Source organism: Streptomyces collinus, from assembly GCF_031348265.1.
GTDB lineage: Bacteria > Actinomycetota > Actinomycetes > Streptomycetales > Streptomycetaceae > Streptomyces > Streptomyces collinus.
Window position 1 is genome coordinate 5,415,846 of sequence record NZ_CP133771.1, and the last position, 13,608, is coordinate 5,429,453.

General features: G+C 72.5%; 14 protein-coding genes. 7 read left to right on the forward strand and 7 right to left on the reverse strand.

The genetic code is table 11. From position 1 onward, the window contains the following. Nucleotides 1-47: 47 nt before the first annotated feature. Nucleotides 48-665, reverse strand: a complete 618-nt coding sequence (locus RFN52_RS24770; protein WP_311241047.1) for a chorismate mutase — start codon at nt 663-665, stop codon at nt 48-50. Between RFN52_RS24770 and guaA the strand changes: the two genes are divergently transcribed. Then, nucleotides 659-2,239 carry a glutamine-hydrolyzing GMP synthase gene (gene guaA, locus RFN52_RS24775; RefSeq protein WP_184849105.1) on the forward strand — a complete coding sequence of 527 codons (1,581 nt, stop codon included), beginning with the start codon at nt 659-661 and terminating at the stop codon, nt 2,237-2,239. The two genes, RFN52_RS24770 and guaA, sit on opposite strands and share 7 nt — an antisense overlap. Before the next feature lie 9 nt (nt 2,240-2,248). On the opposite strand, the gene RFN52_RS24780 is transcribed toward guaA, so the two are convergent. After that, a complete protein-coding gene (locus RFN52_RS24780) occupies nt 2,249-2,722 on the reverse strand; it encodes a pyridoxamine 5'-phosphate oxidase family protein (protein WP_184849107.1) in 474 nt (157 codons plus the stop codon). A 189-nt stretch (nt 2,723-2,911) separates the two neighbouring features. Between RFN52_RS24780 and RFN52_RS24785 the strand changes: the two genes are divergently transcribed. Then, nucleotides 2,912-3,706 (forward strand): class II aldolase/adducin family protein, encoded by a 795-nt coding sequence (locus RFN52_RS24785; RefSeq protein ID WP_184849108.1) that lies wholly within the window; start codon nt 2,912-2,914, stop codon nt 3,704-3,706. 19 nt (nt 3,707-3,725) lie between these two features. On the opposite strand, the gene RFN52_RS24790 is transcribed toward RFN52_RS24785, so the two are convergent. After that, nucleotides 3,726-4,613 (reverse strand): DUF4429 domain-containing protein, encoded by an 888-nt coding sequence (locus RFN52_RS24790; RefSeq protein WP_184849110.1) that lies wholly within the window; start codon nt 4,611-4,613, stop codon nt 3,726-3,728. Between the two features lie 184 nt (nt 4,614-4,797). Here RFN52_RS24790 and RFN52_RS24795 point away from each other — a divergent pair, with 184 nt between their 5' ends. Together RFN52_RS24795 and RFN52_RS24800 are read left to right on the forward strand one after the other, a co-directional pair. Further along, nucleotides 4,798-6,162, forward strand: coding sequence for a hypothetical protein (locus RFN52_RS24795; RefSeq protein WP_311241048.1), 1,365 nt, complete (start codon nt 4,798-4,800; stop codon nt 6,160-6,162). A gap of 135 nt (nt 6,163-6,297) precedes the next feature. Next, a complete protein-coding gene (locus RFN52_RS24800) occupies nt 6,298-6,828 on the forward strand; it encodes a DoxX family membrane protein (protein WP_184849112.1) in 531 nt (176 codons plus the stop codon). 12 nt (nt 6,829-6,840) lie between these two features. Here the strand turns inward: RFN52_RS24800 and RFN52_RS24805 are convergent, their stop codons facing one another. Together RFN52_RS24805 and RFN52_RS24810 are read right to left on the reverse strand one after the other, a co-directional pair. Continuing rightward, nucleotides 6,841-7,065, reverse strand: a complete 225-nt coding sequence (locus RFN52_RS24805) for a hypothetical protein (RefSeq protein WP_184849114.1) — start codon at nt 7,063-7,065, stop codon at nt 6,841-6,843. After that, a complete protein-coding gene (locus RFN52_RS24810) occupies nt 7,052-8,503 on the reverse strand; it encodes a PspC domain-containing protein (RefSeq protein WP_184849115.1) in 1,452 nt (483 codons plus the stop codon). The genes RFN52_RS24805 and RFN52_RS24810 overlap by 14 nt, the downstream gene beginning before the upstream one ends. Before the next feature lie 177 nt (nt 8,504-8,680). Here RFN52_RS24810 and RFN52_RS24815 point away from each other — a divergent pair, with 177 nt between their 5' ends. After that, on the forward strand, nt 8,681-9,973 hold the full coding sequence (locus RFN52_RS24815) for an ATP-binding protein (protein ID WP_184849117.1): 1,293 nt from the start codon (nt 8,681-8,683) through the stop codon (nt 9,971-9,973). After that, nucleotides 9,970-10,692 carry a LuxR C-terminal-related transcriptional regulator gene (locus tag RFN52_RS24820; protein ID WP_184849118.1) on the forward strand — a complete coding sequence of 241 codons (723 nt, stop codon included), beginning with the start codon at nt 9,970-9,972 and terminating at the stop codon, nt 10,690-10,692. The genes RFN52_RS24815 and RFN52_RS24820 overlap by 4 nt, the downstream gene beginning before the upstream one ends. A 9-nt stretch (nt 10,693-10,701) precedes the next feature. On the opposite strand, the gene RFN52_RS24825 is transcribed toward RFN52_RS24820, so the two are convergent. Then, nucleotides 10,702-11,760: a C40 family peptidase gene (locus RFN52_RS24825; protein ID WP_184849120.1), complete on the reverse strand. Its 1,059-nt coding sequence runs from the start codon at nt 11,758-11,760 to the stop codon at nt 10,702-10,704. A 421-nt stretch (nt 11,761-12,181) separates the two neighbouring features. Between RFN52_RS24825 and RFN52_RS24830 the strand changes: the two genes are divergently transcribed. After that, a complete protein-coding gene (locus RFN52_RS24830; RefSeq protein WP_184849122.1) occupies nt 12,182-12,535 on the forward strand; it encodes a hypothetical protein in 354 nt (117 codons plus the stop codon). Here RFN52_RS24830 and RFN52_RS24835 read toward each other — a convergent pair. After that, nucleotides 12,513-13,454 (reverse strand): tellurite resistance/C4-dicarboxylate transporter family protein, encoded by a 942-nt coding sequence (locus tag RFN52_RS24835; protein ID WP_184849124.1) that lies wholly within the window; start codon nt 13,452-13,454, stop codon nt 12,513-12,515. The genes RFN52_RS24830 and RFN52_RS24835 overlap by 23 nt on opposite strands. Nucleotides 13,455-13,608: the final 154 nt, after the last annotated feature.

The window sequence follows — 13,608 nt, forward strand, 5'->3', positions numbered from 1 at the left end:
GCCGTACGGGTGAGGAGGGGCCGCACGTCTGTTCTGTGAAGGTGGTTTCAGATCTTGCCGCGGCACAGCTCCAGCAGGGTCATCGCGAGCGCGGTGCCCGGCTTGCCCAGCGCTTCCCTGTAGTGGCCGAGGACGTCCATCTCGCGGGACAGGTTCACGCGCCGGCCGCCGGAGGAGATCCGCGCCTCCTGGATGACGGCCGAGACGGCCACCCGTTCCTGGATCAGGCCGATGATCCGGTCGTCGAGCGCGTCGATCCGCTCGCGCGCGCCGGTGATCACGTCGGCGGCCTCGGGGGTGCGGGCGCCGGTCACGTCGATGGCGGTCATAAGGGGCTCCTGGTGGTCCGGGGCTGCCCCGGGGCGGCAAGGCCCGGACGACGACAGACGCCCCGGGCCTTGTCGGCCCGGGGCGCCTGGGAAGTCGCTTGTCAGTTGCTCAAGCAGCACGACCATGGCGTCCGGCGGGCCGGATGCCATAGGTAAAGACGAACGTCTGGTGCTTGAACATGGGGGCAAGTATGCACCGCCTCCGGGGGCCGTCCAAGCCGGTTCGCATCCTGAGACGGGGCTCCCTCCCGGCACACGGTAGGAGCCCGGCGGCCCCCCGGTAGAATCGGGTGGCACAAGACCCCCGCCCCACCGCCGGAAGGCACCCCGTGTCATCAGCGACTCCCGCTGCCAACGCCGCCGACACCGTCCTGGTCGTCGACTTCGGCGCGCAGTACGCCCAGCTCATCGCCCGTCGTGTCCGCGAGGCGCGGGTCTACAGCGAGATCGTGCCGAGCACCATGCCGGTCCGGGAGATGCTCGCCAAGAACCCCGCGGCGATCATCCTCTCCGGCGGCCCCTCGTCGGTCTACGCGGAGGGCGCGCCCAGCCTGGACCGCGAGATCTTCGAGGCCGGCGTCCCCGTCTTCGGCATGTGCTACGGCTTCCAGCTGATGGCGAGCGCCCTCGGCGGCACCGTCGACAACACCGGCGCCCGCGAGTACGGCCGCACCGACCTGCACGTCTCCAAGGTGTCCTCCACCCTCTTCGAGGGCACCCCCGCCGAGCAGCCCGTCTGGATGTCGCACGGCGACGCCTGCTCCGCCGCCCCCGAGGGCTTCTCCGTCACGGCCTCCACGGACGTCGTACCGGTCGCCGCCTTCGAGAACGACGAGAAGAAGCTGTACGGCGTCCAGTACCACCCCGAGGTGATGCACTCCACGCACGGGCAGCAGGTGCTGGAGCACTTCCTCTACCGGGGCGCGGGCCTCACGCCGAACTGGACGACCGGCAACGTCATCGAGGAGCAGGTCGCCGCCATCCGCGAGCAGGTCGGCGACCGGCGCGCCATCTGCGGCCTGTCCGGCGGCGTGGACTCCGCGGTCGCCGCGGCCCTCGTCCAGAAGGCCATCGGCTCCCAGCTGACCTGCGTGTACGTCGACCACGGCCTGATGCGCAAGGGCGAGACCGAGCAGGTCGAGAAGGACTTCGTCGCCGCGACCGGCGTGCAGCTGAAGGTAGTGGACGCCGAGGAGCGGTTCCTCAAGGCGCTGGCCGGGGTCTCCGACCCCGAGGAGAAGCGGAAGATCATCGGCCGCGAGTTCATCCGGGTCTTCGAGCAGGCCCAGGCCGAGATCATCGCCGACGAGGGCCCGGCCGTGGAGTTCCTCGTGCAGGGCACGCTCTACCCGGACGTCGTCGAGTCCGGCGGCGGCACCGGCACGGCCAACATCAAGTCCCACCACAACGTGGGCGGCCTGCCCGAGGACCTCGAGTTCCAGCTGATCGAGCCGCTGCGCAAGCTCTTCAAGGACGAGGTCCGCATGGTCGGCCAGGAGCTCGGCCTGCCGGAGGAGATCGTCCAGCGCCAGCCGTTCCCCGGCCCCGGCCTCGGCATCCGGATCGTCGGCGAGGTCACCAAGGAGCGCCTGGACCTGCTGCGCGAGGCCGACGCCATCGCCCGCGAGGAGCTGACGGCGGCCGGCCTCGACCGCGACATCTGGCAGTGCCCGGTGGTCCTGCTCGCCGACGTCCGCAGCGTGGGCGTCCAGGGCGACGGGCGGACGTACGGTCACCCGATCGTCCTGCGCCCCGTCTCGTCCGAGGACGCCATGACGGCCGACTGGTCGCGCCTGCCGTACGAGGTCCTCGCCCGGATCTCCACCCGGATCACCAACGAGGTCAAGGACGTCAACCGCGTCGTTCTCGACGTGACCTCGAAGCCGCCGGGCACCATCGAGTGGGAGTGACCTCCCTGCCTAGGTGCGCTTGATCGTGCGCAGGGGCGCGCCGGGCGTCCAGACCTGGACGACGAGATACGTGTCGTCCTCGATGTAGGTCCGTACGACCTCCGTCAGCTCGGTGCGGAAGAGGTGGAGCTGCTCCGGCGGCTCCACCTCTTCGACGTATCCGGCCTTGGTCTCCACGTCGTCGACCTCGATCGCCCGGCCGCTGATCCGGACGTCGCCGCCGCCCATGCCCGTGCCCTCCCCGGGGTTCGCCTGGAGCGCGAAGCGCGGGTCGCGGCGCAGGTCGAGGGCCTTGAGCGAGTCCGGCATCATGCCGAGCCACAGTTCGCCGTTCAGGAACCGCACCTCCAGACCGCTGGTGCGGGGCGAGCCGTCCTTACGGAGGGTGGCGAGGATGTGGTGGGTGTAGGCGCCGAAGCGCTTCTCGACGGTGCCGGCCAGATCCGGTTCGGCGGTGGCGAAAGCCGCCCAGTTCGCAGTCATGGGAAGAGTGTCGCGCCGAAACCCGACATCCTCTGTCGGCTATTCGTGGGGTCGGGGAGCCCGGGGGCACACGGATGGGCACAGGGCGCTCACAGGGGCGCTCGTGGCATCTTCACGAATCGCTTCTGTTCTTCCCGGCCTCACGGACGGTAATTTCCGCCCGTACGCAGAACCAGTGCTGGAGGACCTATGAGCGGGCCCACCCCGCCCCTGCCGCTGCCCACCGACCGGCTGCGGTTCGCCATGCCGCCGATGCACGAGTCGGTCGAGGACGAGCGCCGGCACCGCAAGGAACGGCTCGCGGGCGCCCTCAGGATCTTCGGCCGGCTCGGCTACGAGGACGGCGTCTCCGGGCACATCACCGCCCGCGACCCGGAATTCACCGACTGCTTCTGGGTCAACCCGTTCGGGATGCCCTTCCGGCACGTCACCGTGAGCGACCTCGTGCTCGCCAACCAGGACGGCCAGGTCGTCGAGGGCGGCTACCACGTCAACCAGGCGGCCTTCACCGTGCACGCCCAGGTCCACGCCGCCCGGCCCGACGTGGTCGCCGTCGCCCACTGCCACTCGGTGCACGGCCGGGCCCTCGCGGCCCTCGGCGAGCTGCTGGAGCCGATCACCCAGGAGAGCTGCGCCTTCTACGAGGACCACGCCCTCTACGACACGTACACCGGCGTCTCGGTCGACGCGGAGGAGGGGCGGCGCATCGCCTCTGTGCTCGGCTCCCGCAAGGCGCTCGTGCTGCGCAACCACGGGCTGCTGACCGTCGGCGACTCGGTGGACGCGGCGGCCTGGTGGTTCGTGTCGATGGAGCGCTCCTGCCAGGTGCAGCTGACGGCCCAGGCGGCCGGCCGGCCGGTCCGCATCGATCACCGGATGGCGGTGGCGACGCGCGAGCAACTGGGCGGCGACCTGGTGGCGTGGATCAACTACCAGCCCATGTGGGAGGACGTCAGACGGAGCGAGCCGGGTCTGCTGGACTGACGCCGGTCTGCGCACCGGCTCAGAAGCCGCGCAGCACCACCGCCTTCGTCCTCGCGAACTCCTCGTCCGTCAGGACGCCGTCGCGGTGGAGCCGGCCCAGCTCGCGCAGCCGCCGCAGGAGCACGTCGTGGTGGTCGCAGGCGGGCGGAGGCACGGAGGCGGCGCGGGCGAGGAGTTCACCGTTCGCGGTGGCGGTGCGCGTGGACGGGTGCGGCAGCCGGGCGGTGACGGCCGCCGCGACGAGCGCCGTGAGCAGGTCCCGGCGGGCGCTGCCCCACAGGTCCAGGGCGTACGGGTCCTTGTCCGGCGGAAGTTTCGAGAGCACCGTCTCGCGGGTCACGAAGCGCAGCGAACCGTCCTCGTGGCGGGTGCTGGGCAGCCACTCGACCCGCACGAGGTCGCCCATGGTGATGATCCGCGGACCGGTGACGCGTTTGACCCGTTCGGAGGTGTCGGCCCAGTCGATCCGTATCCGCGTGCCGTCGAAGGAGACCGTCCCGTCCGAGGTGCGCACCGACACCGGAACCGGCGGGCCGGGCAGCAGATACGCCTCCGCCGGCCCGTGCGGGACCCGGTCGAGAAACAGCGCGCGACGGATCTCCTCGGCGACGTACTCGGCCGCCCCCGTCCGGCCGGCGTCCACCGTCAGCCGGTAGGGATCGGCCGCGTCGGGCAGCCGCCCGCCGGTCGCCTGGAGCAGGGGGTCGGCGCCCTCGCGCAGCCGCAACCGCAGCCGCCCGTGACCGCGTGCGGCTTCCAGGAAGACACCGGAGACCGCCGCGAGCGGCACGGAGATCTCACCGTACGTCCGTCGGAGCAGCGGCACGGAGCGGTGCAGGCCGGGCGTGATCCGGAGCGTGTCACCGTCGAAGGCCCAGGTCCCGTCACGCTGGATGATCTCGGCCATAGGGGAATTCTCCCAGCCGGGTCAACACGGCACACCGAACTTCACCCGTGTTGACCAGTCCGGGCGGACATGGGACGGGTGGCGTAGGGCACAATTCGCTGTCGTCGCACGGGAGTTGCACAGCGGTGTTTCCGGGGTCCGGAAGGCCGGCGGTGGTTGGGTCGCGGGAAGGCGGGCGTCGGGCGTGGCGGTGCGGGAGGCAGGACAGGGCGGTGCGGGCGCGGGCGGGTACGCACGTGCGCGTGCGGGTGCCTGTGCCGAGGGGTACGCCGGCGGTTACCCCGGTGGTCAGCCGGGCGGACCCGGAGGCGCTCACGAGGGCGGATGCGCCTGCGGGGACTGCCCGCACGGTGCGCGCGAGGGGCACCGGCGGGCCGTCGCCGCGTTCCTGCGCAGGCGTGACGAGTTCGCTGCCGGGCAGGGGCTGCCGGCCGCGGTGGCCCACTCCGCGTCGGCCTCCCGCCAGTGGGTCTCCGAGGAACTGGCGCAGTCCGCCGAGCACGTCGCCGAGCGGGGGCGGGCCGAGGGACAGGCCTGGCGGACGGGACTGTGGCGGCGCACGGCGGGTGTCGTGTGGGCCGCCGTGGTGCTGTTGCTGCTCGGGCAGGCCCTCACGGCGGTCGGTTCGGGCTGGACTGCGGCGCGTACGGCCGGGCTGGCCGCGGCCCTGGTGCTGGCCTCGTCGCTGACCGCCGCCTCGTGGTTCCACCGGGCGAAGGGCGGGGTGCTGGCGCCCGTGATCGGTGAGGACAACCGGCTGTCCACCTCCCGCACGGTCGCCGCGGCGTGGGTGCTCTTCGTGGCCTACTCGGTGCTCGTCCTCGCGGGGCGGCTGGCCGCCGCCTCCCGGCACCGGGAGCGGGACGCGCTGATCTCCGGGCTGGACCTCGCCCGGGGCGCCGGGATCGTGACCGTGCTCGCCGTGCTGTGCGGGATCGCCGTGCTCGTGCGGCGGGTGGTCGGGCTGCGGGTGCTGGGGCAACGGCTGCAGAAGGTGCGTGCCGACCGGCCCCGGGCCGCCGACCTGCTGACCGACGACGCCGGCCGGGGCACCTTCGCCGACATCCAGTACGTCGTGATCAGCGGCGTCGCCCTGGTGTTCGCGGCGGTACGGCTGGCCAGGCGGCCGGAGCAGCTGCCGGATCTGCCGTGGGGGCTGGCGGTGGTGGTGCTGGTGTCGGCGGCGACGTATCTCGCCGGGAAGTACGCGGAGGGCGGCCGGCCGGTCATCCTCTCCGTGGTCCGGGCCCGGGAGGCGGGCGACCTGGACGGGCCGATCCGTACCGGGGACGACATCGAGATCCGCGGCGCGGGATTCGTGCCGCCGGGAGCGCAGGGGGCCGACCGGCTGGCCCGGATGGTCGTGCGCGTGGGGGCGGTGCACGTCCATGTGCCGCTGATCCCCGTGCCCGGAGGGTTCCGCAACCCCACGGACACCCTGCTGACGGTGCCGGTGCCGGCGGATGTCGAACCGGGGAGGGTGGAGGTGCAGGTCGTCACGGCGGCCGGGGTGGAGACGAACCGGTACGCGGTCGACGTGACGGAGTGAGCGACGGGCCCCCTGGGCGCCCCGCACCACCCGGCACGACGAAACAAGCCGGTGTACAGGATTGAGCGCGGTTCGTTCGTCGTACGTATCGTCTGTTGAGGGGGTCTGGGCACCGGCGAGAGGCGGCTAGCAGCGATGACTCACGGTATGCGAACGGACACGCACTCCCCCCACTTCGGCGACGGGGGAGGCTGGCGGGACAACGCCACCCGCTACGCCCTGCTGCCCCTGCGCATCTTCCTCGGTGTCACGTTCATCTACGCCGGCCTGGACAAACTCACCGACAGCGCCTTCATGAAGGACTCCGGTGCCGGCTCGATCGGCGACATGATGCGCGCCGTACGCGACTCCTCCGCCATTCCCGCCCTGGTCGACCTCTCCCTGAAGAGCCCGGTTGGTTTCGGCTACGCCATCGCCTTCGGTGAACTGGCCGTCGGCATCGGAACGCTGCTCGGCCTCCTCGCCCGTCTGGCCGCACTCGGCGGCGCGCTGATCTCCCTCAGCCTGTGGCTGACCGTGAGCTGGGCCTCCGACCCGTACTACTACGGCAACGACCTCGCCTACCTCATGGCCTGGACCCCACTGATCCTCGCGGGCGCGCCCCTGCTGTCCCTCGACGCCGCGCTACGGTCACGGCGACGGCAACGGAGCGGCCGGTACCAGTAGGGCCCGTCCCCGTCACGCCGGGTCCGCGCCCGTACGGCCCCTCTGGCGGCGGCGCCGGACCCGCCCCGTCAGGAACGCCACCGCGCCGGCCAGGCACAGCCCGCCCGTGACGAGGGGGATCACCACGAACCACGGGATCTCCCAGGCGCCGCCCGCGTCACCGGCGTAGAGGACGCCCGCCAGTACGAGGACGAGGCCGGCGATCAGCTTTCCGGGCTGGAGTTCATGACGCAGCACGGGTCACCTCCGCCTGGCCCATGCCGACCTGGAGGTCCAGGTCGATGGTGCCGGACTTCTCGACGCCCTCGGCGGGGGAGAGGGTGATCTCCTTGTCCTGGTCCGGCCGCACGTCCACGTCCTTCGGGTCGTCGCCGGGCAGCTGGAGGTCGCCCATGCCCACCTCGACGTTCAGCCGCACGGTCACGTCCTCGGGCACGAGCACCTTGATCCGGCCCATGCCGACCTCCGCCCTTGTCGTGACCGTCTGCTTCCCGGACACGTCCAGCTTGCTCAGATCCAGGGTGCCGACGCCGGTGCCCAGGTCGTACCGCGGCCGTACGTCCCCAACCGCGGCGGGCTGCCAGGTGGTGCGCGCCCAGTGGGTGTCGATGTCCTTGGGCAGGGCCGCCGCGCCGGCGAGCAGGCCGGCCGTGATGATCGCCAGGAAGACCGAGCCGGCGCCGGTCCGGCCCAGGAAGGCGCTGACGGCTATGCCCAGGCCCAGGGCGGCGAGCGCACAGGCCAGGCCCGTCTGCAGGCTGGTGCCGAGCGGGTGGCCGTCCCACGTGCGGCTCGTGCCGAGGGCTCCCGCGAGCAGGGCCAGCAGGAAGACCGAGCCGCCGATCGAGCGCGGCCCGCGCGGCTGGGGCGGCCGGGGGCGCGGGGCGGGTATGTCCTCGCGGGCACCTGGCCTGCCGAGGCCGATGTTGAGGGCTGCGGCGACGTCCAGGTCATGGGGGTCGCGGGGGCCCCACAGGTAGCCCGTGCCGCCGATGTGGGTGCCGTCCTTGACGATCGGGTCGCGCCACCAGGAGGGGGCGGTGAGGAACACCGGCGGCGCCTGGGGTTCCGGCGGGGCGTCGGCGACGGCCTGCGCGGCCAGGGGGTCGGGGCTGGGGGCGGCGCGGTGGCGCGACCAGTAGCCTGCGCCCGCGAGGAGGAGGGAGAGGACGACGGCGAAGGTCAGCACCCCGCCGTTGTTCAGCATCGTCAGGAACACCCCGCAGCCGACCAGCGCGAACAGCACGGCCGCCAGGGCCTGGCCGTCGACCCGGCCGGTGAGCAGTTTGCGGACCTCGTTCTTCTCCTCGTCGTCGTACGGGACGAAGAGCCAGGCGAAGCCGTAGAAGAGCAGGCCGATGCCGCCGGTGGCGGAGAGCACGGCGAGGGTGATGCGGAAGATCACCGGGTCCATGTCGCACTGCCGCCCGAGCCCCGCGCAGACGCCGGCCAGGGTCTTGTGGCGGCGGTCGCGGCGGAACGCGTGGGGCGGCCCCGGTGGCACACCGTCTTCGGCGGGGGCGGCCGGGCCGGGGGCTCCTCCCTGTTCTCCCGCGTCCGCGCGGCCGGGCGCGGGGCCCGCGGCGGGCGCGGCATCCTGCGGCCCGGCGCCCGGGGCGGGGCGCGGGCCGGAGCCGGGTCCCGGACCCGTCGCGGCGTGCTCGTGATCGGTCATGGGTCCATGGTGACGGGCGCGACGCCCCCGCGGGAGTCGGAACGACCCTGGCCGGACCCTGATATCGGCCCTGAGGGGCGGCTCGGGAAGCGTTCGAGGAGCGGCCCGCGGAGATCAGGGGAGGCTCAGGGGCCGACCCTGATGCTCCGGCCTCCCGCACGTGTGACCATCAAAGGCATGTCGGAAGCCGCAGCAGCGCCACTCGCCGAACCGCGGCCGCCGCGCAAGCTCTACCGCAGCAGTGACGGACGCTGGCTCGGGGGCGCGGCGCGGGGCCTCGCCGGGCACCTCGGGCTGCCCGTGATCTGGGTACGGCTCGTCTTCGTCGGCCTGTTCATGGCCGACGGCCTCGGTGCGCTGCTGTACGCCGCGTTCTGGTTCTTCGTCCCGCTCGGCGTCGGAGGTGTCGAGGCGCAGAAGCCGCCGTCGCCGCCGGCCGCGGAGACCTCACCCGACGGCCGCCGCAGACGCGTCACGCGCAGGCCCGACAAGGGTCAGATGGTGGCCCTGCTCCTCATGGTCGTGGTGGCCATGGTCTTCGTGGGCAACGTGAACCTCAGCGGAGGAGCGCGGGCCTACCTCTGGCCGGCGGTGCTCGTCGGCGCGGGCGTCGCCCTGGTCTGGCGGCAGGCGGACAACGCCCGCCGGGCCCGCTGGGTCGAGGTCGGCCGCCGCCGGCGTACGGTCACGCTGCTGCGCTCGGTGGGCGGCGTGCTGCTGGTGACGGCCGGTGTCTCCGGCATCTTCGTCCTCCAGGGTTCCGCGGCCCACCTCGGCTCCGTCCTCCAGGCGGCCCTCGCGGTCCTCGTCGGCATAACGCTCCTCGCCGGGCCGTATCTGGTGCGCATGACGCAGGACCTCTCCGAGGAGCGCCTGATGCGCATCCGTGCGCAGGAGCGCGCGGAGGTGGCCGCCCATGTGCACGACTCGGTGCTGCACACCCTCACGCTGATCCAGCGCAACGCGGAGAACGCGAACGAGGTCCGCCGCCTGGCCCGTGCCCAGGAGCGCGACCTGCGTACCTGGCTGTACAAACCCGAGGGCACCGGCAAGGACGAGGCCGACGAACCCACCACCCTCGCCGACGCCGTGCGGCGCAACGCGGCCGAGGTGGAGGACAAGCACGGCGTGCCCATCGAGGTCGTGGTCGTCGGCGACTGCCCGCTCGACGAGAGGATCGCCGCACAGATGCAGGCCGCGCGGGAAGCAATGGTGAACGCCGCCAAGTACGGTGGCGAGGGCGGCGCCGTGCAGGTCTTCGCCGAGGTCGAGGGGAAGACGGTCTTCGTGTCCGTCCGGGACCGCGGCCCCGGCTTCGACCTCGACTCGATACCCGCCGACCGGATGGGTGTCAGAGAATCGATCATCGGCCGCATGGAGCGCAACGGCGGTACGGCGCGGCTGCGCGCGGTGCCGGACGGCGGCACGGAGGTCGAGCTGGAGATGGAGAGGGCGGAGAAGACGTCATGAGCGAGCCGACCGAGGCGAACGGTACGGCGGGACCGGCGGAGGCGGCCGGCGGACCGGGGCGTCACGTGCGCGTGGTCCTCGTGGACGACCACCGCATGTTCCGTACGGGGGTCCAGGCCGAGATCGGGCAGACCGAGCAGACCGGTGTCGAGGTCGTCGGCGAGGCCGCGGACGTCGACCAGGCGGTCACGGTGATCACCGCGACCCGCCCCGAGGTGGTCCTGCTCGACGTGCACCTGCCGGGCGGCGGCGGCGTCGAAGTGCTGCGCCGCTGTGCCCCGTTGATGGGCGACACCGAGCAGCCGGTCCGCTTCCTGGCGCTGTCCGTGTCGGACGCGGCGGAGGACGTGATCGGCGTGATCCGCGGCGGCGCCCGCGGTTACGTCACCAAGACGATCACCGGCACGGACCTCGTGAACTCCATCTTCCGTGTCCAGGAGGGCGACGCGGTCTTCTCGCCCCGGCTGGCCGGGTTCGTCCTGGACGCCTTCGCCTCCACGGACGCACCGCCGGTCGACGAGGACCTGGACCGCCTGACCCAGCGCGAACGCGAGGTGCTGCGGCTCATCGCCCGGGGCTACGCGTACAAGGAGATCGCCAAGCAGCTGTACATCTCCGTGAAGACCGTCGAATCGCACGTCTCGGCGGTCCTGCGCAAGCTCCAGCTCTCCAACCGGCACGAGCTGACACGCTGGGCGACGGCCCGACGGCTCGTCTGACAGCGGCGCTCACACCACCCGCGTGGCCCCCGCGAACGGCATCTCGTCCAGCGGGGCCACGCGCACCGGCGCCGAGGGGTTCGGGGCGTGGATCATGCGGCCGTTGCCCACGTAGATGCCGACATGGCTGATGCCGGTGTAGAAGAAGACCAGGTCGCCGGGGAGGAGTTCGGAGCGGGAGACGCGGCGGCCCGCGGCGATCTGGGAGTACGTCGTGCGGGGCAGGGAGACGCCCGCGGCGCGGTACGCGGCCTGGACGAGGCCCGAGCAGTCGAAGGCGTTCGGGCCGGTGGCGCCCCAGACGTAGGGGCTGCCGAGCTTCTGGTAGGCGTAGGAGACGGCGGCGGCCGCGCGGGAGTCGGTCGCCCGGGACGAGGCGGAGCCGGGGGCCGCGAGGGTGTCCCGTGGGCCCGTCGAGCGCGAGGCGCGGTCCTGCGACGCGCCGGACAGGGAACGTTCCTGCGGGCCGGGCCGGGACAGCAGCTGCCGTGCCGAGCCGAGCTTGCCGGTGATCGTCTTCTTGTGCTGCTTCAGCTCCGCCCGGCGTGACTTCAGGGACGTCAGCTCGATGCGGGCGGCCCCGCGCAGCTGCTCGATCTCCCGGAGCTGCTTGCGTACCCCCGCGACGGCGGCGTTCTGCCGGCTGCCGGCCCGCTCGACGAACTCGGCGTTCTCCAGGTACCGGTCGGGATCGTCGGAGAGGGCGAGCTGCACCGCGGGGTCGAGGCCGCCGACGCGGTACTGCGCGGCGGCGACCGAACCCAGGGCGGCCCGGGCGGAGTTGAGCCGCTCCTCCTGGCGCGCCGCCTGGTCCTGGAGGCTTTTCAACCGCTGCCCGGCCGCTTCGGCCTTCTCCTTCGCGCCGTTGTACTTCTCGGTGGCGACCTCAGCCTCCTGGTACAGCTTGTCCACCTTGGCTCTGACCTGGCCGGGTGTGAGCTGTGGCTCGGCGTGTCCGGTTCCGTCGAACCCCGTCGCCGTCGCCGCGCCCGCGAGGGCGATCGTGGCGGCCGTTCGGGCCTTGCCGCCACCCATCGAGCGCTGTCGGGGCTTGCGGTGCGCTGCCACCTGAAGGCCACGTCCTTTCCTCGACCGCCGACGGGTGCGTGCGGCCGCCGGGGGGAGCGGACGGGCGGCCTGCGCGTCCGGCGACGGCCCGCACAGGGGGAGCGGATCGCCGCCGGACCTTTTCGGCGGTGGTGTCCGACTGCCGCCCCTGGCCCGGGCGGCGGTGGGGAGCCGGGCACCTGGTGGAGGACGCTAAACGCCGCCGCGACGGGGCGGTGGCAGGTGTGCGGAAGTGTCTTGAGAGGACCGGCGGTGACCGTATGCGACCGCCGCCCCGCCTTGACGCCGTCGACTTCACTCAGCGTGATGACCGATGCACCGAATCATGAGCGAGTGACCGTGATCGGGTGCTATGGGGCGCATATGTGCATCAGTGGGCCGGTGTCGGGCGGTCCAGGGGCCCTGATTAGGCTCCGCCCTCATGGACGTACTCATCCACCTCTTCGTCGGCCTCCACATCATCGGCATCGCCTCGCTCCTGGGCGGTTTCCTCACCCAGATGAAGGCGATGGGCGAGGGTACCGCCCGCTACACCCCCGCCATGCTGCACGGCGCGCTCACGATGCTGGTCACCGGTGTGGCCCTGGTCGGCCTCAACCAGGCCGACGACCAGTCCGTGAACAACATCAAGATCGGCGTGAAGCTGGCCCTGCTGATCGTGATCCTCGGCCTGGTCTATGTGAAGCGGGACGACGAGAAGGTGGACAAGGGCCTCTTCGGCCTGGTCGGTCTGCTGACGACGGCGAACATCTTCATCGCCGTGCTCTGGACCTGACCCGGGAGCGCCGGGCGCCGTCCCGGGCCGAGGTGACCGCCCAGGCGGTGCACCCGAGCCACGCGGCCACCGCGACCCACAGCAGCACCTCTCCGACGGCGTCGAGCCAGGGGACGTCCAGGGCGGCGGCGACGGCCATGGTGGCCTCGGCCGTCACCACCGCGGCGAACACGGTCGCCCAGCGCCGCACGTCGTAGTGGTGGCGGGGCCAGAACAGCTCGGCGAGCAGCAGGGCGACGCAGGCGACCAGCGCGAGCACGAGCAGCGTGACGGCCGTCGTGCGCAGGACGTCGGCGTTGTCCTCGTTCCACAGGTACAGGCGCGCGCTGTCGGCGCTGAGGAGTTTCGCCCCGGCCAGTGCGGAGACGGCGAGGGCGCCGGCCGCGAGCCAGTGGTCCCCGCGCCCCTCCTCCACCTGCCGGGGCTGGAAGCGGAACAGGGCGAAGCCGTAGAGCACGAGACCCAGCCAGAACAGCACCAGGGCCGCGTGGGCGAGCCAGGCCGACGTATCGGCCGCGGCGAGCGTGGCGCCGAGCACCGCGAGCCCCTGGGTGGCCACGCAGCGCAGGAACACCGTGCCGTGCCGCCCCCCGGCCTCCGCGGTGAGCAGCACCGCCCAGAGCAGCATCGCGAGTGCCAGCAGCGCCTCGGCGACGGGCTGCAGGCCGGCCGCGGAGAAGCCGGTGCCCAGGACGGCGGTCGCCGCCACGGCCGTGAGCTCGGCGGGCGTCTCCGCCCGCCACCCGCCGCGTGCGCGCTGGACGAGGCCGGCGCCCGCCGCCGCCAAGGCCGCGCAGGCCAGGGCGAGGGCGATGCGGGAGAGGACCTCGTACCCCGCCGAGTCGAGACCGACCGACACGATGCCGGTCGCCAGCGCGTACGTCGACCACCAGGTGGCAAACGGGGAGGGACCGGACATAGTGCCGATGCTAGAGAGCGCCGCACCCGTTACGGGAAGGGCACGCGCGCGTGCCCCTCAAAAAGCGTGACGGGACATCCCGGCACGCCTGGCCGGTCGAGCTCGGCGCGCCCCTCGCTGCCGAGCCGCCGGTGTGAACCTGCGGATTCAGAAT

Bases quoted from the DNA above. Each gene is read 5' to 3' on its own strand.
- RFN52_RS24820 (WP_184849118.1), top strand. From the start codon at position 9,970: ATGAGCGAGCCGACCGAGGCGAACGGTACGGCGGGACCGGCGGAGGCG.
- RFN52_RS24800 (WP_184849112.1), top strand. From the start codon at position 6,298: ATGACTCACGGTATGCGAACGGACACGCACTCCCCCCACTTCGGCGAC.
- RFN52_RS24835 (WP_184849124.1), bottom strand. From the start codon at position 13,454: ATGTCCGGTCCCTCCCCGTTTGCCACCTGGTGGTCGACGTACGCGCTG.
- RFN52_RS24830 (WP_184849122.1), top strand. From the start codon at position 12,182: ATGGACGTACTCATCCACCTCTTCGTCGGCCTCCACATCATCGGCATC.
- RFN52_RS24815 (WP_184849117.1), top strand. From the start codon at position 8,681: ATGTCGGAAGCCGCAGCAGCGCCACTCGCCGAACCGCGGCCGCCGCGC.
- RFN52_RS24780 (WP_184849107.1), bottom strand. From the start codon at position 2,722: ATGACTGCGAACTGGGCGGCTTTCGCCACCGCCGAACCGGATCTGGCC.
- RFN52_RS24810 (WP_184849115.1), bottom strand. From the start codon at position 8,503: ATGACCGATCACGAGCACGCCGCGACGGGTCCGGGACCCGGCTCCGGC.
- RFN52_RS24790 (WP_184849110.1), bottom strand. From the start codon at position 4,613: ATGGCCGAGATCATCCAGCGTGACGGGACCTGGGCCTTCGACGGTGAC.
- RFN52_RS24770 (WP_311241047.1), bottom strand. From the start codon at position 665: ATGACACGGGGTGCCTTCCGGCGGTGGGGCGGGGGTCTTGTGCCACCC.
- RFN52_RS24785 (WP_184849108.1), top strand. From the start codon at position 2,912: ATGAGCGGGCCCACCCCGCCCCTGCCGCTGCCCACCGACCGGCTGCGG.